Below are 22049 nucleotides of genomic sequence, written 5' to 3'. Positions count from 1 at the left end.
TCATGCGTCCACGTCTCGGTGTTCGCCATACCGCTCGCGGCGCTCTCGCAGCCGCCGGAGCGACGACAGTGATTGCGGCGTTCCTGATCGCCGCGCCCGCCAACGCCAGCCCATCCGCCGGCCTCGTCGTCAACGAGGTCTACGGCGGCGGCGGCAACTCCGGCGCGACCTACACGAACGACTTCATCGAGCTGGCGAACCGCGGCAGCGCTCCGATCGACCTCTCGGGGTATTCGGTGCAATACCATTCGGGATCCGCGACAGGCGCCTGGCAGGCGACCCCGGTCTCCGGTTCCCTGGCCCCGGGTGGGCTGTATCTCGTACAGGAGTCGCAGGGCGCGGGCGGCACGACCGCCGTGCCCGCACCGGATGCGACAGGCACGATCGCTCTCTCCGCGACCTCCGGAACGGTCGCACTCGTCGCGTCGACCACAGCCCTCACCTGCGCGGATGACGCGGCGTGCGCATCCGCCTCCGTCGACCTTGTCGGCTACGGCACGGCGGCGCTCGCTGAGACGTCACCGGTCGCCGGCGCATCCAATACCGTCTCGGTGCAGCGGACGGACGCCGCCGACACGGACCGCAACGCCGTCGACTTCAGCGCAGGAGCGCCGACGCCCCGTGCCGCCAATGACACAGGAACACCGGTCGACCCGAATCCGCCGACGCCCGGTCCCCTGCGCATCCACGACCTCCAGGGCGCGAGCTGGGTCTCGCCGCTGAACGGGCAGACGGTCACGAACGTCCCGGGCATCGTCACCGGCGTGCGTCCCGGCGGCAGCAGCCGCGGCTTCTGGCTGCAGGACCCGACGCCCGACTCCAGTGCTGCGACCAGCGAAGGCGTCTTCGTCTACACCGGTGCGGCGCCCACCGTCGCCGTCGGGGACTCCGTCCTCGTCAGCGCGACCGTGAAGGACTTCTATCCCCTCGCATCCGGCGACACCACGGCGACCACGACCAACCTGTCGGTGACCGAGCTCACGAGTCCGACCATCTCCGTCCTCTCGCACAGCAACGCGCTCCCCGCCCCGATCGTGCTCACCCCGACGACCGTCCCCGACCTGTACGCACCCGACCTGGGGGGCGCGAACATCGAATCGACGCCGATCACGCCGGCGCGTTCGGCGCTCGACTTCTACGAGTCGGTCGAGGGGATGCGCGTCGAGGTCGATGACGCACGTGTCGTAGGTCCCTCGGACAGCTTCGCCGAGCAGTATGTGACGACCAAGCCCGCCCAGCTGGCCAGCTACCGCGGCGGAACCCTGCTCGCAGCGGAGAACGCGACGCCGTCCGGGCGCCTCGAGGTGGTCGCCGCCAACGGCTCGAACCCCGGCGTCAGCGTCGGTGACGTGTTCTCCGGCGCGACCGTCGGCCCGATCGACTACTCGCAGTTCGGCGGCTACCTGATCGCCGCCACCCAGCTCGGAAGCGTGGTCAACGGCGGGCTCAAGCCGGTCGTGGCGACAGCCCAGTCGGCCGACCAGCTGTCGGTCGCGACCTACAACGTCGAGAACCTCGCGCCGACGGATGCCGCGGACAAGTACACGCGGCTGGCGCAGGGTGTGGTCACGAACCTGGCCTCGCCCGACATCATCGCTGTCGAAGAAGTACAGGACAACACGGGCGCCGCCGACAACGGCACCGTGGCGGCCGACCAGACCCTCAGCCGACTGACCGCTGCGATCAGTGCCGCGGGCGGACCGTTCTACCAGTGGCGTGAGATCGACCCGGTGAACGACAAGGACGGCGGGCAGCCCGGTGGGAACATCCGCGTGGTGTTCCTGTTCAACCCCGCCCGCGTCACCTTCGACGACCGCGGATCCTCGTCGGTCGACCGGTCGACTACGGCGACCACGGTGACCAAGGTTCACGGCCAGCCCGACCTGACGCTCTCGCCCGGACGGATCGACCCGGCGAGCGACGCCTGGACGAGCAGCCGCAAACCGCTCGTCGGCGAGTTCACCTTCCACGGCCAGAACGTGTTCGTGATCGGCAATCACTTCGCCTCGAAGCTCGGTGACCAGAACCAGGATGGGCGGTTCCAGTATCCGGCGCAGTCGTCGGCCGTGCTGCGACAGCAGCAGGCCGCCGAGGTCAACGCGTTCGTGGCGTCCCTGCTGAAGGCGGACAAGAAGGCGAAGGTGGTCGTCGCGGGTGACCTGAACGACTACCAGTTCAGCCCTGCCCTCGCGACGCTGACCGGGTCGACGTCCAAGAAGCCGATCCTGACCGACCTGATCTCGACCCTGCCGGCCGACCAGCAGTACACGTACGACTACGAAGGCGTAAGCGAGGTGCTCGACCACATCCTCGTGACGGCGGGCGTCGGGACGCCGCAATACCAGGTCGTGCACGCCAATGCGGAGTACGCGAACCAGGTGAGCGACCACGATCCTCAGGTGGTGCGGCTCGCGTTCGGGAAGGGCAAGCCGGAGTCGCGGCTGGTTCCGCCGGACGCGATCGCGCTCGGCTACAGTGACTCACTGGACAAGCTCGTCCACAACGGTGTCGAAGTCGGCGGCCTCTCGTCGCTGGCCTTCGACAAGCGCTCCAACGCCTGGGTCTCGGCCGTCGACAATCACGCATCCGATCCCGCTCGCATCTGGTTCGTGCGTGATCTCGCCGACCCGAAGGTCGTCAGGGACCCACTGGTGCTGAAGAGGGCGGACGGCACGCCGTACGACGGCACCACTTCCGACAACGAGGGCCTGGCCGTGCTGCCGGACGGCGACTACCTCGTCAGCTCGGAGACCGAGCCGTCCATCCGCATCTTCGGACGTGACGGCATCCAGAAGGCGTCTCTCCCGATACCGGCGCGCTTCGCGGTCACGGGAACGACGCCGGATGGGCAGGCCACCAGCAATGCGACCCTCGAAGGCCTGACGATCTCGCCGTCGGGGCACACGGTCATCGCGGCGATGGAGGGCGCGCTCTCCGGAGACGTGTCGGCCTCGGGCGATGCGACCGCGCACCGTTTCCTCGTCTACACGCAGGACCGCCATGGGCAGTGGGTGCTCTCGAAGCAGGTCGAGTATCGCGCGGAGACGGGGATGCGCATCCCCGAAGTCGCCGCCTACAGCGATGACGCCTTCCTCGTAGAGGAGGCCTCGTACTCGCCGGTCACCGGTAACGCCGTGGACCTCTACGCGGTGAGCGGGCTGACGCACGCGGCCGACGTGAGCGGCGTCGCCGACCTGTCGGCCGCGCCGGCGGGCGACGCCCTCGGCAAGAAGCTCGTCGCCGACCTCGTGAAGGGGCCGACGCTCGGCGCGACACCGCTCGAACCGCAGGCGAACCCGCTCCTCGACAACTTCGAGGGCATGGCGATCACGACGCACGCGGGGCACACGCTCGGGGTGAGCCTGATCAGCGACGACAACTTCGGTGCGGCCCAGCGGACTCGCGTTCTCAACCTCCTGGTGGAGGTGCCGCGAATCTGAAAGGAATCCGGAGCGCCGCCGGCGCCGTCCGTTCATGTGAGCTTTCACAGGATCGGACGGCGCACGGCGGGCGTATTCTGGCGGCGGCTTCGATGTCCGCCATCCAGGCGGACAAGACCCCGTTTCGCGATACGCGAGAAGGTGCAATATGTCTAGACGGTTCCGCCTGCGCGGCGTCGGTCTGGCCCTGGTCGGCGTGACCGCACTGGTCGGCGCCGGGATTTTCGCGATGTCGCCCATCCCCGCGACCGCAGCATCGGCTCCCACAGTGACGCCGATCAAACACCTGGTCGTGATCTTCGATGAGAACATCACGTTCGACCACTACTTCGGCACATACCCGACCGCGACGAACACCGATGGCACGCCCTTCCACGCGGCGGCGGGCACGCCCGCGGTCAACAATCTGGTCACGTCCGGGCTGCTGACCAGGAATCCCAACCTGTATGCGCCGAAAAGGCTGCCCCACTCGCATCCGCTCACCTGCGATCAGGACCACGCGTACACGGCCGAGCAGCAGGCTGTCGACGGCGGAAGGATGGACCTGTTCGTGCAGAAGACGAGCACGGACACCTGCGTCGGGCTGTATGGGACCCCCGGCCTCACGATGGACTACTACGACGGCAATACCGTCACGGGGCTGTGGAACTACGCGCAGAACTACACGATGAGCGACAACAACTGGGAAACCGTCTTCGGACCCTCGACGCCCGGCGCCCTGAACCTGATCTCCGGGCAGACGCACGGCGCGACAGGATACAACCCGAAGACGGGAGCACCGCAAGCGTCGAACGCCATCGCGTCAGTGAACGCGCAGGGCGTCGGAACGGTCATCGGCGACCCCGACCCCGTGTACGACGACTGCTCGAACATCGACCACACTGCGACCACCGCCGTCGTCGGAATGTCCGGCAGAAACATCGGCGACCTGCTCAACCTCTCCCACGTGACCTGGGGCTGGTTCCAGGGCGGCTTCACGCCGAGTACCGCATGGGACGGCAAGAGCGGCGACTACGCGAAGTGCGACACCGCGAGCCTGAACATCGGCGGAGCAGGCTCGAAGAACTACTCGGCGCACCACGAGCCGTTCCAGTACTACAAGTCGACCTCGAACCCGCACCACCTTCCGCCGTCGTCGCCTGCGGCAATCGGGCAGACCGACCAGGCAAACCACCAGTACGACCTGACGTCGTTCGACGCCGCGCTCGCGAACAACAACGTGCCGGCGGTCTCGTTCCTGAAAGCGCCGTCGGCCCAGGACGGCCACGCCGGATACTCCGACCCCCTGGATGAGCAGAAATTCGTGGTCAACGAGATCAACGCGATACAGAAGTCGAAGTCGTGGTCGAGCACTGCCGTCATCGTCACCTATGACGACTCCGACGGATGGTACGACCACGTCGCGCCCCACGTCACGAACGGATCGGCGACTGCCGCCGACACGAGCCTGTGTTCGAGCGTCGGGGTGGTGCTGGGGGGTTACGCCGACCGCTGCGGCCCGAGTCAGCGCCTCCCGTTCCTCCTGATCTCGCCATACGCGGCTCAGAACCGCGTCGACCACACGCCGATCGAGCAGGCCTCGGTGATCCGCTTCATCGAGAAGAACTGGGGCACCGGGCGCATCGGCGGCTCGTCGTTCGACGCGCGTGCCGGCTCTCTCGGCCCCCTCTTCTCCTTCGCGACCAGGCAACACCGTGAGGTCCTGCTCTCGCCGACGACGGGAGCGGTGGCGGCGGTCGTTCCGACGAAATAGAACCGGCCCGAGCCCATCCGGCCGCGCAGCGCAGGCCGGCGTGCTAAGGTCTTGGCGATCGTGATCCGTCGGCAGGAGGTGAGACCCATGAACGCAGTATCCGAATTGGGTGCTCCCCTGTAGTCCACGATCGCGCGACTGGGTTAGTCGCCATTGGGAGCACCCGCCACGCAATTCGCGAAAGGCGACTCCCATGAACACGAACACAACCGCTTTTTCCACCCGGCACGTCACCTCCACGTCGGCCTCTGACCATCCGGAGCCGCCGCCCGTCGCGGGCGAGCGGGCGCTGGTCCTCGGTGGCGGCGGATCGACAGGTAATGCCTGGCTGATCGGCGTCCTCGCCGGACTGCTCGATGCCGGGCTCGATGTGACCACAGCCGACCTCACGATCGGCACGTCGGCCGGCTCGACGGCTGCTGCCCAGCTGGCCGGCGCGACGGCGACCGATCTCTTCGCCGCCACCCTTGCGGCCGTCCCGCCGCAACGGCCCGGCCCGAGCGGGTCCGACCGGGGACGCGCTCCTGCCAGACCGGTGACGGACCACCTCGAGAGGCTCAACAGAATCATCGCATCCGCTGAGGGTCCGGAGGACCTGCGCCGCAAGCTGGGCGCGGCGGCACTGGAGCTGGATGCGGCGTCGGATGGCACCTGGCAGGCGCAGTGGGGCGCGGCCGTCGCCTCGCGGCTGCCCGGTCGGGCCTGGCCGCAACGCACGGTGCTCCTGACGGCGGTCGATGCCGAATCCGGTGAACCGGTCGTGTTCGACCAGCACAGCGGAGTCGATCTGGCCGATGCCGTGGCCGCGAGCTGTTCAAGCGGTCTCCCCTACGGGATCGACGGCACGCGGTACATCGACGGCGGCTACCGACGCAACGAGAACGCCGATCTCGCGGCAGGGTACGAGCGGGTGCTCGTACTGTCGCCCTTCGGCGGCAGATCACTGCACCCGCAGGAGTGGGGCACGCACCTCGCTGCGCAGGTCGACGAACTGCGTGCAGCGGGCAGCCGGGTCGAGACGATCAGCCCCGAGGCCGAGTCCGAGCACATGTTCGGCGCCAACGCGATGGACCTGTCGCTGCGTCCGGCCGCCGCCCGGGCCGGATTCGAGCAAGGCAGAGCCCGTGCCGGTCAGCTCACCGAATTCTGGCGCTGACGCGGCCGGTCGCGTGAACTCCTGATGCCGGTCGACGGCGGGCTACCGGCCGAGCCCGCTGTCGACCAGCTGCCGCAACTCGGCCAGGTTCGCCTCCGACTGCGCGAGAAGGATGCGCATCCGTTCTATCGTCGCGTCTCGCGCTGTTGTGTCGGTCGCCGCGATGTCCGCCGCCGCGGTATCGGTCGCCGCTGCGGCAGGCACCTCAGCGGTCGGAACCTCGGCCGCCGGGGCCTCACCGGCCTCTCCACTCTCCGTCTTGGGCGACCCCAGGAAGACCGTCGCCAGATAACCGGTGAAGGTACCGAAGATGCCGACGCCCACGATGATGATCACCGTGCCGATGATGCGTCCGAGCTGTGTGACCGGGTACTGGTCGCCGTACCCGACCGTCGAGATGGTGACGATCGTGTACCAGAGCGCATCCGAAGCGGTGGTGATGTTCGCACCCGGCGCGTGCTCCTCGACGCGCAGGATCCAGAGGCTGCCGAACTGCAGCACGAAGACGCCCATCAGCAGCAGCACGTAGAGGGCGCTGCCCGCGCGGTCCCGGATGAGGGTGCGCCCGACGGTGCGGATGCCCACCTTGCGAAGAAGACGGTAGACCCTGACCAGACGGAAGATGCGGAGGATCTTGAACTGCGGGAACGGCAGGCTGGCGAGCAGGTCTGCCCATCCGAAGTGCCTGAAGAAGTAGGCGCTCCGCGATGGTGCAGTCACTATTCGGTAGGTGAAGTCGATGAGGAACACCGCACTGAAGATGGCGTTCATCACCTCGATGACCTGGTCGAGGGCCGGGTCCCTGAGGAGGTACAGCAAGAAGATATTGACGATCGAGAGGATCGACAGGATGCCGATGAAGATCTCGTAACCGGTGCTCTTCAGTTCACTGCGCTGCTTCTTTGCCATGGCTGGATTGTGGCACGCGTCAGCCCGCCATCCCACTGGTGGGGCTGCGATACTCGACGTGACACGACACGAAGGGGACGCGCAATGGATGCGTCGGGCTGGGATGAACGGTACCGGGCCGCCTGGGAGCACGGCGGGATCTGGGCGACCGAACCGCCGCATTTCATCCGCGAGAGCGTCGGCAGCCTCACTCCGGGTACCGCGCTCGACGTGGCGACGGGCGACGGCCGTACTGCCGTGTGGTTGCGGCAGCGCGGCTGGTCGACGACCGGCGTCGACTTCTCTCACGCAGGTCTGGAGCTCGCGCGGGCCCGCTCAGGGGGCGATGGTGTCGACTGGGTCGAGGCCGATATCCGCACGTGGGTGCCGCCGCAGCAGTACGACCTCGTCGTCGTCGGCTACCTGCACCTCGTGGACAGCGACTCGGTTCTGCGGCGCATCGCCGGATGGGTCGCGCCGGGCGGCCGGGTGGTGGTCGTCGGTCACGATGTGGAGAACATCGCTGCGGGCGGCCACGGACCCTCGGACCCCGGCCTGCTCTACACGCCGGAGTCGCTGCGGGCGGCCGTCGAGCCGGTGCTCACCGTGATGCGGTGCGAGCGATTGCGGCGCGGAAGCGACGATGGCGAGATCCGCCATACCGCGGACCGCGAGGCTGCGGATGCGGGGGATGCGGTGGATGCGGTCCTCATCGCGGTCCGGGACCGCGGGCTCTAGACCGCCGCCACCTCTCAGGGCATCGGCCGGCGGCGGCGAACTCGACGCACGGTCGCCTGCGCGATCAGCATCGATGCCCCGGCCGCGACCGCAAGGAGGCCGAGCCAACCCCATCCGCTCACGTCAGAACCCGTGTCGGGCAGCGACCCGGCCGAGCCCTCGGTCACCGGTGGAAGCGGAGTGGGAGTGGGGGTGGGCACCACGGCCGCAGTGACGGTGATGGATGCTGTCGCCACCGCGCAGAGGTCCGCCGCGTTGGCCGCGCAGATGCTGTAGGTGAAGGTGTCGGTGCCGACGAATCCCGCATCCGGCGTGTACCTGAACGCCCGGCCGGCGGCGGCCACAGTTCCGTTTGTCGGGCCGCTGACGACAGTGGGGGCGACCACCGTACCGATGTCGTTCGCGAGGACAGTGACCGTCACCGCGACTCCAGCTGTGGTCGTGGCCGAATCAGCCAGAGCGACGGGCACGACCTCGACCGTCACCATCCCTGTGGAGCAGAGCTCGGGGCTACCTGCATCGCACGCGATGGCGGTGTAGTGGTCACGACCCGCGAATCCGCCCAACGGGTTGTACAGCGTCAGTCCTGTCGGACCGACGGTCGCAGTGCCCGACCTCGCCGGGATACCACGGATTGCAGTGACCGCGTCGCCGTCGGGATCGGTGATCGACAACTGGCCCTGCACGGGCACCCGTGCCGTCGTGTGCATCGTCAGGTCATCGATGACCGGCGGACGGTTCAGTTTGATGACCGTGATCGTGATGGTGCCGGTGTCGCAGAGAGTGGCCGCCGTCGGCGAGCAGATCCGGAAGACGAACGAGTCGGTCCCGAGGAATCCGTTCTTCGGCGTGTAGGTCGCGGTTCCGGCGGCGATGGAGAGCGTCGCGGTCCCATTCGCGGGGGGCGTGACGAGCGGGCTGACGAGCACTGCGCCGGGCGACGCGTTGTCGGGGACCAGCGGAATCACGACCGCCTGGTTCTCGAAGGTCTGGGCGATGTCGTCGGAGGCGATCGGAAAGATGTTGAAGGTGATCGTGCCCTGGTCGCAGAGAGACGGGACGCCGTTGTCGCAGGCCTGGAACGTCGCCGTGTCTACTCCGGTGAACGACGCGTTGCTCCGGTAGTCGAACTCGCCGCCGGGGAGCATCACGAGCCTGCCGTTCGAGGGCCCAGACACGACCGAGAAGTGCAGGGTCTGGCCGGCCTGAGCGTCTGTGGCGGTGACCCGTCCCAGGATCGTCGAGCCGGTGACACCCTGCACCACGAGGTCGTCAGCAACCGGCCGTGTGTTAGGAACGATCACGGGGACCACGAGCGTGGTCGCGCGGCTGGAGTCCGACGTGCCGTTGTTGTTGGTGGGGTCGGGGTCGGGCGTCGTCGAGGTCGCGCTCGCAACGTCGGTCAGGACGGTTCCCGGGGCAGACGTGACGGTGCCCGTCACGGTGAGCGTCACCGTCGTCGCAGCGGCGACCGTGCCGAGGTTCCAGGTGACGGAGGTCGCGCCGACTGTGCCACCCGCCGAGGCCGTCACCCCGGTGAGGCCGGCCGGGAGGGCATCCGTGACGACGACCGCATCCGCAGCCCCCGGGCCAGCGTTGGCGACGGAGATGGTGTAGGTCAGGGTCGAGTTCTGGGTGACCGTCGCCGGGCCGGTCTTTCCGACGATGATGTCGGCCGCCGGCCGCGGCGTCGCACAATCGGGGGCGGGATACGAGCGAAGGTTGAAGCGACCCACGGTGCCGCGGACGACGTTGGTCACCGTGCCGGTCTGTACGTCGAAGATCTGGCCGGGAGGCGCCGTGCTGTCGACGACGATCGGGGAGCTCGCCGTGTCGCCGACGAACGAACCCTGAACACTGGTCGACCCGCTGAAGTGGTACTGCCCGAACCCGGTCACGTGGCCGTCGTCGGTGAGGGTTGCGGAGTCGAGGGTGCCGACCGCCGACTGGCGCCAGGTCCCGTTGTTGCTGAATCGCCCTGTGACGAGCACCAGACCCTGGTTCGTCGAGGACGGGCCGTTGTTGCTCAGATCGCCGGTCATGGCGATCGCGCAGTCGTTCTGCAGAAGCCCGGACCCGTTGACGGTGAGACTACCGGTGACCTGCGCCACTCCCGTGTTGACGAAGCTCCCGTTGACGGTCGAGCTCTGGTCGATCGTCAGTGTTCCCGAATTCGTGAGGTTCACGGACGAATTGAGGTTCATCGACGAGGCGATGTGCATCGTGCCCGCGTTGGTGATCGAGCCGGTGGCCGGCGAGAAGCTGTTCGAGATCGTGAGGTCGCCGCCTGCAGCAACGTCGATCGACGAAGAACCGTTGATGTTGAGCCCGGCGAAGACCGCGGTGCCTTCGACGCTGAGGGCGAAGCCGGTGCCGACAGAGACGAACGGCATCGTGAGGGTCGCCCCGCCGGCAACCAGAAGGGACCCGGCGGCGTTGTTCATGTACGGGGGCGCGAGGGTTGCGCCGGCCGCCACGCAGAGAGTGCCGCCCGCGGGCAGCGAGTCGATCCCGCCGGTGAAAGAGCCTCCGGTGAGGAGGACCGTCTCGCCGGAGGCCACCGCGATCGTGGACGTCGTCGGGGTCAGGGTCCGATCCGGCGACGCGCACTGGTCGGCGAAAGCCGCGTTCGCCGGAGAGGCGGTGGGGCTGATCACGAGGACTGCGGCGAGCGCGCAGATACCGGCCGCGACGGCGGCCAGGTGTCGAAATGCGCGTGCGTTCGTCGTCTCAGCTCCTTCGCGTTCTGAACAGTCTGCCCGGTATACCCCCCAAATGGGAAGGTAGTGGTCGCAAGGACTACGCTCGGGGTATCAGCGTCTTCCCGGCAAGGGAGGGACGAGGATGGCCGAGAAGAAGAAGCCTGCGAAGAAGAAAGCACCGTCGCGTGTCATGCCGTTCCTGGGCGGCGTGGCCACGATGTTCACTATTGCCGCCAGCGCGGTCGGCATCTACTTCGCCGTCGCCTCCGCCAACGCGCCGCGCAACGCATCCGAGCACGACGCCGTCATCACGGCACAGCCGTGGTCGCAGGAAGCCGGCGCCGACTACCTGCTGCCGCCCGGCACCGAGTTCATCCAGCTGCACGACTTCTGCACGAAGGCGAACGTCAGGCAGCTCCTCGCGCTCGGCCACCAGGTCGACCCGATCTACGAAGTCAGCGTGACCAACAGGTTCTCGGGGGGCTCGGCCGGCCAGCTGTATCTGAACGACCTCCACGCCACTGCGCTCGCGACGCATCCCGCGCTGGCGAACGCGACCGGTCAGAACTGCCCGACCGCGGGCGGCGGTGAGGAGCTCTCCCTCGCCGTCGATCTCGATAAGCCGTCCAAGGCCGTCCAGTTGCTCAGCGGTGGCCAGCCCGACACCAAGGCCGGCCAGCCGACGTTCACGCTGGCTCCCGGTGAGACGATCAGTTTCTACGTCACGTTCAGGGCCGTCAAACAGGACTATCGCGTGCGGCTCGACGGGACCTTTCACAGCGGAAGCGGCCAGTCGTGGACGGCAGATCTCACAGCGGCCGTAGGCCCGATCTACGTGCCGGGCACATCGGGCGAGATCATGACCGTCTCACCGGCATCCAACGCACCCGGCGACAACTTCTTCTACTTCCGCCAGTTGCCGCTGGGTTCGCCGACCCAGGGGCATGCGACGCTGACCCGCGCGCCGAGTTCCGAAACGGAATTCGAGGAACTCGCGCAGCTGGCCGCGGACCAGGCGGCGGCAGCGGGATGATCGGCCAGGCGTCGCCTGTCAGCGCCAGACCGCGTCCGCGATCGCCACGACCTCGCGCACCTTCGCCCACTGCTCCGCTTCGGTGAGCAGGTTTCCTTCTTCGGTAGAGGCGAAGCCGCACTGCGGGCTCAGAGCGAGCTGCTCGAGCGGCGCGAAGGCCGACGCCTCGTCGATGCGTTTCTTCGTCGCCTCGATGTTCTCGAGCTCGCCGCTCTTCGTCGTGATCAGTCCCAGCACGACGGTCTTGTCGCCCTCGGGCAGGAACCGGAGCGGCTCGAAGCCGCCCGCGCGATCACTGTCGTACTCCAGGAAGTAGCCGTCGTAGTCCACGACGCCCAGGAGTTGTTCCGCAACCGGCTCGTAACCGCCCGAGGAGATCCAGGTCGAGCGGAAGTTGCCGCGACAGACGTGGGTCGTGACGACAAGGTCGTCTGGCTTATCCGCCAGAACCCGGTTCAGAAGAGCTGCGTACCGTTCGGCGATGCGGTCCGTGTCGATTCCGCGTTCGCGCGCCTTCTGCAGTTCGACCTCGGAACAGAGGTACGCCCAGGCCGTGTCGTCGAACTGCACATAGCGGGCGCCCGCGTCGTAGAAGGCGTGGAGCGCATCCCGATAGGCGGCCACGAGGTCGTCGACGATGTCGTCACGGCCTCCATAAACGGCAGAGTTGATGTGACCCGGTTCCAGCCGGAAGTCGACAACGGTGGGCGACGGGATGGTGAACTTCGGTGTCGCTCCGGTCGTGCGCGCGAGCTGCTCCTTGAGCGCGCCGAAATGACCGAGGAAGGGATGCGCGTCGTCGAACCGGATCGGACCCGAGATCTCGACGCCCCGCGGCTTGGTCTGAACACCCTGGAACTGGATGCCGTGATCGAGCTCGACGATGTCGACGCCGCCCAGCCCACTGAAGAAGTCGAAGTGCCACCAGGATCGCCGGAACTCCCCGTCGGTCGCGAGCCGAAGCCCTGCGTCGGCCTCCTTGGCGACGAGCTCTGCGATCGCGCCGTCTTCGACCTCACGAAGGGCCTCATCGCCGATTCGGCCCTCGGCATGGGCGGCCCGAGCCTCCTTCAACGCTGCTGGGCGGAGAAAACTCCCGACGACGTCTGCACGGAACGGAGGATTGTGAGTCACTCTTCCAGCGTATCCGCAGTGCTCGGCTCAGCGTGGCCGAGCCTGGCTCTCGTTCCGTTCACCTGGCCGCGTCGTCGATCTGCACCGGGTAGCCGGCGCGAAGGGCCGCCAACGATGAGGGAGGTGTCAGCACGGTCGCAGTTCCGAGCTTCGGCCGACGAACCTTCGCCCCGTAACCATCCGGTCCCCACAGGGTGAGGTGGTCATTCACGACGACTGCGCTCCTCTCATCCAGGACCGCGAAGGTCCCGTCGGGGAGAGCGGTCCAGGATGCGGTATGAACCCGGCGACGGTGGGTTCCGCGGAAGATCCGCTCCTCATGAAGTCGACGGTTGATCTCCTGGGCCGAGGGACGACTGCCTCCGAGTGCCTCCACCCACGCTGATCGGTACTGGTTGTATGCGGGCCGACGGCACTCGGCGCACGGGCGGTGGCCCGCCGCGAACGACACCGCCTCGTCGTGGAAGAACAGGAACGTGTAGTGATTCGGCTGCCAGAGCTGGTGGTACCGCCCCCGGAATTCGAGGGCGCAGGTGATCCAGAGATTGCCGGCGTGAAACCTCCTGATCTCGTGACCGACGTGCAGTCGTCCGCGGTTCCCCGTCCACGCCCCGCGCAGCGGGATGGCGACTATGTCACCAGCAGGCGTGACTCGATTCTGAAACGGTGCCATCCCTCAGCCTCGGACGATTCGGTAGCGATGTCCTTCAACTATCTCAGTTCACTGCGCGGGGTGGGGCGGCTGCAAGTCGTCATCGCCGACAGCGAGAAGCATCCGCACCGTCGATTTCAGCTGTTCGCCGATCGGCTCATCCGACAGCCTGCCGTCGTGCATCGTTCTGCTGAGGGCGGCAAGCACCAGTGAGACCGCGAGTTCCGCCTGCTCCCGGTCGCTCGAGCGCCGGGCCGCGAGTGCGATGTACGTCTCACGCACCTCGACCATCAGCTGCGTCGCGGTCGTCAGCAGTTCGGGACGACGACCCACCAGGTGCTTCATGCGGGCGAGGCTCGGGCCGCGTTCGGAATTGCTTCCGATGACATCGCACAACGCCATGACCAGGCTTCCGCGGGCGGCCAGGAACGCGGCCTCCGCGGCCGGGTCGATGGATGCTCCCTGAAATTGGAGAGCCGCTGCGGCCTTGGAGGGAAAGTAGTTGAAAAAGGTGCGGCCCGACACATCCGCCTGCCGGCAGATGTGCTCGACCGTCGTGGCATCCAGACCCTGTTCGTCGATGAGGTGGAAAGCCGCTTCGTGAATGGCGTTCCGGGTCTGTTGTTTCTTTCGCTCACGCAGGCCGACGGCCTCGGAGCTGGTTTCGATTGTGGTCACGATCTGATTCGCGTCGCCGTCGAAGGCGGGCGGCGTCACCGGGACGCCGCCCGCAATCCGATCAGGCGACGGGCACCGCCCGGATGCTTCCGGTGGTGGTCGAACCGGCCACGTCTGCCTGCTCCTGCAGCGCGGACGTCTTGCGCAGCGGCGGCACCTTGAAGAAGAGGCTGAGCACGAATGCGAGCAGGATCACGCCGAGGCCGATCGTGTAGACCAGGACGACGGAGTCGTTGAAGCCGACCATGAACGGCTTGCTGAGGCGCTTGTCGGCGCCGTCGAGGAACGAGGTGTCGCTCGTCGCGCTGTTGCTCGAACTGTTCGCCTTCGAGTCGCCCTTCTTCAGCTCCGTGGCGAGCGTCGGCGTGAGCTTGTCGACGTAGAAGCCGCGCTGGCTCGCGTTCGCCCAGTTCACCTCGACCGTGCCGTTGACCACAGTCGCGTGCGCCGCCTTGGCGACAGCGGCGAGTGCCGCCGCCTCACCCTGGGGCGTAGCCGCCGCAACCTGCTGGGCGATGATCTGCGCCGCAGCCTCCGCCGGGATGACACCCGCAGCGACCTGCTCGTTGACGGCCGCAGTGACCTGCTGCGTCACGGCGGCGTCGGCAGCGGCCTTCGCCTTCGTCACGCCTGCGGCGAGCTCATCCTGGATGCTGCTCTTGATCGGGCTGACGATGGGCGTCCACAGCTGCTTCATGATCGCCTTGTTTTCCGGTGCGGTCGCAACCTCCGGCGTCAGTGCAGCATCCAATGCGGAGCTCAGGGTCTTCTCGTTGGCTGTCGCCGTGACGATGTTGGCCGGCAGGGCGGCGAACAGAACGGAGAGCAGCACGGCCACACCGAGCGTTCCACCGATCTGGCGGAAGAAGGTCGACGCGCCTGTGGCGACGCCCATCTGGTTCGGGGCGACGGCGTTCTGGCTCGCCAGGGTGAGCGTCTGCATCATCTGGCCGAGCCCGAGCCCGATGAGGAACATCGCGATCATCAGGAACCAGAGCGGCTTGTCGATCGTCAGGAACGTCAGCACGAAGAATCCGGCGGCGGTGAACAGGGTTCCGGTGATCGGGAAGATGCGGTACTTGCCTGTGCGGGCGATGATCTGGCCCGACGCGATGGATGCGATCATCAGACCTGCCATCATCGGCAGCGTGGCGAAACCGGATGCGGTCGGGCTCAGCCCGAAGACGATCTGCAGATACAGCGGAAGTGTCAGCATGGCGCCGAACATCCCGAAGCCGACGAGCACACCGAGAATGGTCGCCATCGAGAACACGCGCACGCGGAACAGGCGAAGCGGGATGATCGCGTCGTCCTTCATGTACATCTCGACGAGGATGAAGGTGAGTAGTCCGACGGCGGCGATCACGTAGCAGGCGATCGAGGCGACTGAATCCCAGCCCCACTCGCGTCCCTGTTCTGCGACGAGCAGCACCGGAACGAGCGTCACGATGACGGCGGTCGCACCCCACCAGTCGATGCGCGGCTTCGAGGACTTCTGGAACTTCGGAAGGTGCAGGAACAGCAGCACCATGACGAGCGCGACGATGCCGATCGGAACGTTGACCAGGAAGACCCAGCGCCATCCCTCGATGAAGAGGATCTGGTTCGCGCCCGCGAACAGTCCGCCGATGAGCGGGCCGATGACCGAGGAGATGCCGAAGACGGCCAGGAAGTAGCCCTGGTACTTGGCGCGCTCACGAGGCGCGAGGATGTCTCCCATGATCGCGAGCGGCAGCGACATCAGGGCACCGGCACCGATTCCCTGGAAGGCGCGGAACGCGGCGAGCATGATCATCGACGTGGACATCGACGACAGGAGCGAGCCCAGGATGAACACGACGATTCCGAAGATGTACAGCGGGCGGCGGCCGAAGATGTCCGACAGCTTGCCGTAGATCGGAACGGCGATGGTGGAGGTGATCAGGTAGGCCGTGGTGACCCAGGCCTGGTCGTTGAGCCCGTGGAGGTCATCGCCGATCGTGCGGATCGCCGTACCGACGATCGTCTGGTCGAGCGAGGACAGGAACATACCGGCCATGAGGCCGTAGATGACGAGAAGGATCTGCCGGTGAGACATGATCGGCTTCGATACCTGGGGCGAGGGGGCCCCGGGCTGCACCCGTGTGGGCGCGGTGATAGTAGACAAGACAATCCTTCGATGGGTAAGCAGCGCATCGCGCATTCGTCGTCTCGCCGTGTGAGTGGGCGGAACGAACGCCGACACTGACGTTTCTCTTTTTGCAGACTACGCAACAATACACGAATGCATACCTGCGTAGGCTGCAAGGAGCCTGAACGTTCTACGGGATCGCAGCCGCCGCAGACTATCGGGCGACTGCGAACGGGGGCGGCACGATGCCGTCGACGACCGCGCCCGCGGGATCGGCATCGACGGCCACGATCCTGTTCCGCGCGTCCACATGCACCACCGTCGGCTCGTAGCTGCGCGCCTCTTCCGTGGTGAGCTGCGCGTAGGAGATCACGATCACCAGATCGCCGACCTCGGCCAGGTGTGCGGCGGCACCGTTCACCCCGATGACACCGGAACCGCGCTCGCCGGCGATCAGGTAGGTCTCGAACCGGTTGCCGTTGTCGATGTTCACCACGCTCACCTGTTCACCCGGCAGCAGATCGGCCTGTTCGAGCAGGTCGAGATCGACGGTCAGCGAGCCGACATAGTGCAGCGCCGAGTGCGTCACTGTCGCTCGATGGATCTTCGATTTGAACATGGTTCGGATCACGCGTTCTATCCTGCCAGCGAGGCGAGGACCTCCGCGATCCGGCCCTTGCAGCCACCGCATCCTGTACCGGCTCGCGTGTCGCGCCCGACGCACTCGACCGTGTCGCTTCCCGCGCGCGCCGCGTCGGTGATGCGCTCGACCGAGACTCCGTTGCACCAGCAGACCGTCGCATCCGGGGCGAGAGGATCGGCCGTGGAGGCGGAGTCGCGGGTGGGCGCGTCGAGCCTCAGCAGCGCCGACGGGTCGGAGGGCAGCTCGCTCCCGCGCTCGAACAGCAGGGTCACTTCGGCGCCCACGCGGGGAAGGCCGACCGAGACGAAGCCGGTCAGCAGGCCACCCCGCGCGACCGTCTTGAGGTAGGCGCCGCGGGCCGGGTCGATCCAGAGGCTCACGTCGGCATCGTCGTCGGCCCAGGGCTGGGTCTCATGCTCGCCGCCGGAGACGACGTCGATCCCATCGGCTTTGAGCATGACGACGGCCGGCCGCTCGCTCGGCGGAGTCTCCCCATCGAACGCAGGCTGCCCGACCGCCTCCGCGGCGAGGTTGCGGGCGAGCGCGGTCGCCTGGCGCCAGCCCGGCCCGATGAGACCGCTCGGCGCGCCGGGCACTCGGCCTGTCGCATCCGCGTCGTCGGGTGAGGCGATCTGGGCGCAGTCACCGATCGCGAAGATGTCGGGGTCGCCCCAGCTCCGCAGGTGGTGGTCGACCAGGATGCCGGCTGAGCAGGCGAGCCCGGAGGCGACAGCGAGCTCGGTGCGTGCGCTCACCCCGCACGAAATCACGAGCAGGTCGCCGGGGATCTGCTTGCCGTCCGCGCAGAGCAGCGCATCGAAACGCCGGCCACCGTCCGTGTGGCGGAGAAGGATTCCTTCAGCCCGTGAATGGGCAGCGATTCCGACGCCGACGTCCCGGACCGCGCGGGAGAGCATCCGCCCCCCGTGATCGTCGAGGTTGCGTGCCATCGGAATGTCGCCGTGATGCACGAGCACGACCTGGGCTCCATGCTCCCGTGCGGCGAGGGCGAACTCCATGCCGAGCACCCCGGCGCCGAGAACGACGATCGATCCGCCCGCGCCGACCACGGCCGCCGCGGTCTCGGCGTCGCGCAGGTCGCGCATCGCGACCACGCCTCGCGGCAGCGGCTCCGCCCCTTCGTCGACGTCCGTCGAGCGCGGCGGTTCGCGACGGTCTCGACGGCTGCGCGCGAGGCCGTCGAGGGTCGGGATGTTCGCCCGGGCCCCGGTGGCGAAGACCAGCCGGTCGTATGGCAGCTCGGCTCCGGAGTCGAGCACGACCCGCTGCCGCATCCGGTCCACCCCGACGACCGCCTCCCCGATCAGGATGCGCACTCCCGCCGCGCGCGCCGCCTCGGTGTCGGTGATGTCGAGCCGACGCCGGTCGGCGCCGCCGGCGGCGTATTCGGCGACCAGCACTCGGTTGTAGGCGTCTTCGTTCTCGGCGCCGGCGACGCACAGTTCGATCGACCCTGCGGCGACAGACGGCAGGAGCTCCTCGACAAAGCGCGCGCCGACCGGGCCGTAGCCGATCAGCATGACCCGCACCGGACGATCGGCAACATACGTCATACCGCCGCCGCATCCCGTGCCACGGTGACTGCGGTGCGTTTGAACTCGGGCATGAACGAGATCGGGTCGACGATTCCCTCGGTCAGGATGTTCGCGCAGTGTCGGCCGGCGAAGTGGAACGGAAGGAAGACGGTGTCGAGGCGGATGCCGTCGGTCAGGTCGGCGCGCGCCGACACGGCACCACGACTGTTCGAGACGACGACCGGGTCGCCGTCGGCGATGCCGAGTCGAAGTGCGGTCTCGGGATGTAGTTCAGCTCGAACCTCGGGCTGGGCCGCCACCAGTTCGGGCACGCGGCGGGTCTGCGCCCCCGACTGGTAGTGCTCGAGCAGGCGGCCGGTGATGAGGGTCAGCTGTCCGCCGAGCTGAGGGGCCGCATCCGTGTCGCGACGGCGGACGGCGACCAGGTGCGCCCGCCCGTCGTCGTGGCCGAACCGTTCCAGGAAGAGGCGGGGTGTCCCTTCGGCGCCCGCCGGATACGGCCAGAACGCCGCGATCTCCGTGTCCAGCAGGCTGTGGCTGAGACCCGAGTAGTCGGCGATCCCGCCCCGGGATGCCCGTGCCAGCTCGTCGAAGACGACGGACGGTTCCGTCGGCCACACCGACGGGGCATCCAGCCGCCGCGCGAGTTCGGCGAGGATCCACAATTCGCTTCGGGCCGCGCCGGGAGGGGCCAGGGCCTTGCGGCGTCGGATCACGCGCCCTTCGAGCGAGGTCATCGTGCCCTCCTCCTCGGCCCACTGCGTCACCGGGAGGATGACGTCGGCGAGCGCCGCCGTCTCCGACATCACGAAATCGCACACGATGAGCAGGTCGAGCGCCTCGAGCCCGGCGCGGATGGTCGTCGCATCGGGACCGGAGACGACCACGTTGGCCCCGTGCACGAGCAGCGCGCGGACGCCGTCCGGAGTCCCGAGCATCCCGAGGAGTTCGACCGCGGGTACGCCGGGGCCCGGGATGATCTGCGGATCGACGCCCCAGACCTCCGCGACAGCCGCCCTGGCGCGAGGATCCGCGATCTTGCGGTAGCCGGGGAGCTGGTCGCATTTCTGGCCGTGCTCCCGGCCTCCCTGGCCGTTGCCCTGGCCGGTGAGGGTTCCGTATCCCGAGCGGCCGGTGCCGACCAGGCCGAGCACGAGAGCCAGGTTGATCGCGGCTGTCGCCGTGTCGGTCCCGTCGACGTGCTGTTCGACTCCCCGGCCGGTGAGGATGTAGGTGCCCCGGCCATCGGCCAGCCTCCGGGCCACGTCGCGGAGGCGCCTCGCGGGCACCCCGGTGTGCTCCTGCACCCGCTCGGGCCACCATCCGCTCACGCTGCGCCGCACGGCGTCGAACCCGACTGTGCGGTGCTCGAGATACTCCGTGTCGATGAGCCCTTCGGCGATCACGATGTTGAGAAGGCCGAGCAGCAGGATGAGGTCGGTTCCGGGAGCGGGCTGCAGGTGGATGCCCGCGCCGTCCTCGGTCAGGCTCGCGGTCTGCGAGCGGCGCGGGTCGACGACGATCAGGCCACCCCCGGCCCGGGCGCCGGCGAGGTGACCGATGAACGGCGGCATGGTCGCTGCGACGTTCGACCCGAGGAGGAGGATGGTGCTCGCGTCGTCCAGGTCGGTCACGGGGAACGGGAGGCCTCGATCAACTCCGAAGGCGCGGTTGCCTGCAGCCGCCGCCGACGACATGCAGAACCGGCCGTTGTAGTCGATGCGCGACGTGCCGAGGGCGAGGCGGGCGAACTTGCCGAGCTGGTAGGCCTTCTCGTTCGTGAGGCCGCCCCCGCCGAAGACGGCGACCGCATCCGGCCCCGACTCGGAGCGGATGGCTCGAAGACGTTCTGCGACCAGGTCCAGCACCTCATCCCAGGTCGCCTCGGCGAAGGTCTCGCCGGTGCGAATGAGCGGAAAGCTCAGGCGATCGGGGACGGCGAGCAGTTCTGCCGCCGTCCAGCCCTTCTTGCAGAGCCCCCCGCGGTTCGTCGGGAACATCCGGCCGCTCACCGTGACCGGTGTCGGAGCAGAGGAGTCGGGGGTCAGCGTCATCGCGCACTGCAGCGCGCAGTATGGGCAGTGCGTCGCCGTCATGGTCGTCATAGCCGACTCGCCTTCCCTCAGATCCGGACCGCGCGCCGCCGGCCCCACACCGCGATGCCAATCGTGATGCCGAGGAGGACGACGTAGGCGGCGACGAACCACTCGAGGCCGGTCGTGTAACCACCTGTGGTGGTCTTCGAGTAGCCGAGCACCTGCGGGATGATGAACCCTCCGTAGGCGCCGAAGGCAGCGATGATGCCGAGCGCGGCAGCTGCGGTTCTCTGCGAGCCGATGTCGCCTGCCGTGCGGTGCGCATCCACGGCGCCTGCCCGGAGGGCGAACATCGTCGGGATCATCCGGTAGGTCGCGCCGTTGCCCGCGCCGCTCGCGACGAACAGCACCAGGAAGAAGGCGAGGAAGAGCCAGAAGTTGTCGAGCGGCAGCGTCACGATGACCGCGAGGATGCCCAGCGCCATCACCACGAAGGCGACGATCGTGATCGTGCTCCCGCCGAATCGGTCGGCCAGGCGACCTCCGAACGGCCGGGCGAGCGAGCCGACGAGGGCTCCGAGAAATGCCAGGGAGAGTGTCGCACCACCGACGGCAAAGGTCGCGTGGGCAGGGAACTGATCGGCGATCAGTTTGGGGAAGACACCGGCGAACCCGATGAACGAGCCGAACGTTCCGATGTAGAGCAGGGACATCAGCCAGAGCGCCGGCGCCTTCAGCGCTGCGAGCGAGGCCTTGAGATCAGCCCTGGCGTTCGACAGGTTGTCCATCCGGAACCAGGCGCCGACGATCGCAACGATGATCAGCGGAATCCAGACGAGCCCTGCCAGTGGCAACCGCAGAGCGACCCCCGCGCCGATCGTGATGACGATCGGGACGGCGAGCTGCGCGACGGCGGCGCCGAGGTTTCCGCCTGCCGCGTTCAATCCGAGCGCCCAGCCCTTCTTGCGCTGAGGATAGAAGAAGGTGATGTTCGCCATCGAGCTGGCGAAGTTGCCACCGCCGAACCCCGCAAGCGCGGCTACGAAGAGCATGACGGCGAAAGGTGTCTGCGGATCGGACACGCAGATCGCGAGGCCGACGGTCGGGATCAGCAGGAGTGCCGCCGAGATGACCGTCCAGTTCCGTCCACCGAGTTTCGGCACCATGAAGGTGTACGGGAACCTGAGCGTGGCGCCGACCAGGCTCGGCATGGAGATCAGCCAGAAGATCTGCGCGGTGTCGAAGTGGAAGCCTGCAGCGGGCAGGGCGACCACGACGATCGACCAGAGCTGCCAGACGACGAAGCCGAGGAACTCGGCGAAGATCGACCAGCGCAGGTTCCTCTGCGCGATCGAGGCGCCGATCGCCTGCCACTGCTGGTGGTCTTCGGGGTTCCAGCCGTCGATCCAGCGCCGTGGGCGACGGACGAGCGGAGCGCCTGGCGTCGCGGCGACCAGATCAGTCGGGTCCTCCGTGAGGACGGAGGATGGGATCGGTGCGTTCATCGGTGCCTCCAGGCAGTTCGGTGGT

The 22049-nt window shown here is 67.7% G+C and carries 15 protein-coding genes; 5 read left to right on the top strand and 10 right to left on the bottom strand.

The genetic code is table 11. From position 1 onward, the window contains the following. The first annotated feature begins 2 nt into the window (after window positions 1-2). From AAYO93_RS00945 to AAYO93_RS00935, 3 genes are all read left to right on the top strand, one after another. Window positions 3-3440 (top strand): esterase-like activity of phytase family protein, encoded by a 3438-nt coding sequence (locus AAYO93_RS00945; RefSeq protein WP_345763156.1) that lies wholly within the window; start codon window positions 3-5, stop codon window positions 3438-3440. A gap of 148 nt (window positions 3441-3588) precedes the next feature. Further along, window positions 3589-5193, top strand: coding sequence for a phospholipase C (locus AAYO93_RS00940; RefSeq protein ID WP_345763155.1), 1605 nt, complete (start codon window positions 3589-3591; stop codon window positions 5191-5193). A 193-nt stretch (window positions 5194-5386) separates the two neighbouring features. Then, window positions 5387-6349 carry a patatin-like phospholipase family protein gene (locus tag AAYO93_RS00935; protein ID WP_345763154.1) on the top strand — a complete coding sequence of 321 codons (963 nt, stop codon included), beginning with the start codon at window positions 5387-5389 and terminating at the stop codon, window positions 6347-6349. Between the two features lie 42 nt (window positions 6350-6391). On the opposite strand, the gene AAYO93_RS00930 is transcribed toward AAYO93_RS00935, so the two are convergent. Next, window positions 6392-7258, bottom strand: a complete 867-nt coding sequence (locus AAYO93_RS00930) for an ion transporter (protein WP_345763153.1) — start codon at window positions 7256-7258, stop codon at window positions 6392-6394. An 84-nt stretch (window positions 7259-7342) separates the two neighbouring features. Here AAYO93_RS00930 and AAYO93_RS00925 point away from each other — a divergent pair, with 84 nt between their 5' ends. Beyond that, window positions 7343-7975, top strand: a complete 633-nt coding sequence (locus AAYO93_RS00925) for a class I SAM-dependent methyltransferase (protein WP_345763152.1) — start codon at window positions 7343-7345, stop codon at window positions 7973-7975. Between the two features lie 14 nt (window positions 7976-7989). On the opposite strand, the gene AAYO93_RS00920 is transcribed toward AAYO93_RS00925, so the two are convergent. Beyond that, window positions 7990-10632 carry an Ig-like domain-containing protein gene (locus tag AAYO93_RS00920; RefSeq protein WP_345763151.1) on the bottom strand — a complete coding sequence of 881 codons (2643 nt, stop codon included), beginning with the start codon at window positions 10630-10632 and terminating at the stop codon, window positions 7990-7992. 187 nt (window positions 10633-10819) lie between these two features. Here AAYO93_RS00920 and AAYO93_RS00915 point away from each other — a divergent pair, with 187 nt between their 5' ends. Next, entirely contained in the window at window positions 10820-11710 is an 891-nt protein-coding gene (locus AAYO93_RS00915; protein ID WP_345763150.1) for a hypothetical protein, read from the top strand. Window positions 11711-11728: 18 nt separating this feature from the next. On the opposite strand, the gene AAYO93_RS00910 is transcribed toward AAYO93_RS00915, so the two are convergent. From AAYO93_RS00910 to AAYO93_RS00875, 8 genes are all read right to left on the bottom strand, one after another. Continuing rightward, the gene (locus AAYO93_RS00910; protein WP_345763149.1) at window positions 11729-12844 is read right to left on the bottom strand and encodes a 5-methyltetrahydropteroyltriglutamate--homocysteine S-methyltransferase; all 1116 of its coding nucleotides are present in this window, start codon (window positions 12842-12844) and stop codon (window positions 11729-11731) included. A gap of 58 nt (window positions 12845-12902) precedes the next feature. Next, a complete protein-coding gene (locus AAYO93_RS00905) occupies window positions 12903-13517 on the bottom strand; it encodes a hypothetical protein (protein ID WP_345763148.1) in 615 nt (204 codons plus the stop codon). Between the two features lie 48 nt (window positions 13518-13565). After that, window positions 13566-14174, bottom strand: coding sequence for a TetR family transcriptional regulator (locus AAYO93_RS00900; RefSeq protein WP_345763147.1), 609 nt, complete (start codon window positions 14172-14174; stop codon window positions 13566-13568). A gap of 61 nt (window positions 14175-14235) precedes the next feature. Continuing rightward, a complete protein-coding gene (locus tag AAYO93_RS00895) occupies window positions 14236-16251 on the bottom strand; it encodes an MDR family MFS transporter (RefSeq protein WP_345763146.1) in 2016 nt (671 codons plus the stop codon). Window positions 16252-16498: 247 nt separating this feature from the next. After that, window positions 16499-16915, bottom strand: a complete 417-nt coding sequence (gene panD / locus AAYO93_RS00890; RefSeq protein ID WP_345763145.1) for an aspartate 1-decarboxylase — start codon at window positions 16913-16915, stop codon at window positions 16499-16501. 5 nt (window positions 16916-16920) lie between these two features. Next, window positions 16921-18501: an FAD-dependent oxidoreductase gene (locus tag AAYO93_RS00885; protein ID WP_345763144.1), complete on the bottom strand. Its 1581-nt coding sequence runs from the start codon at window positions 18499-18501 to the stop codon at window positions 16921-16923. Beyond that, window positions 18498-20588 (bottom strand): molybdopterin oxidoreductase family protein, encoded by a 2091-nt coding sequence (locus AAYO93_RS00880; protein WP_345763143.1) that lies wholly within the window; start codon window positions 20586-20588, stop codon window positions 18498-18500. The genes AAYO93_RS00885 and AAYO93_RS00880 overlap by 4 nt, the downstream gene beginning before the upstream one ends. A 17-nt stretch (window positions 20589-20605) precedes the next feature. Continuing rightward, window positions 20606-22024 (bottom strand): MFS transporter, encoded by a 1419-nt coding sequence (locus AAYO93_RS00875; protein WP_345763142.1) that lies wholly within the window; start codon window positions 22022-22024, stop codon window positions 20606-20608. Between the last annotated feature and the right edge of the window lie 25 nt (window positions 22025-22049).

Source organism: Diaminobutyricibacter sp. McL0608, from assembly GCF_039613825.1.
GTDB lineage: Bacteria > Actinomycetota > Actinomycetes > Actinomycetales > Microbacteriaceae > Diaminobutyricibacter.
The sequence above is the reverse complement of the archived record's forward strand: the minus strand, read 5'-3'. Positions and strand labels throughout refer to the sequence as shown.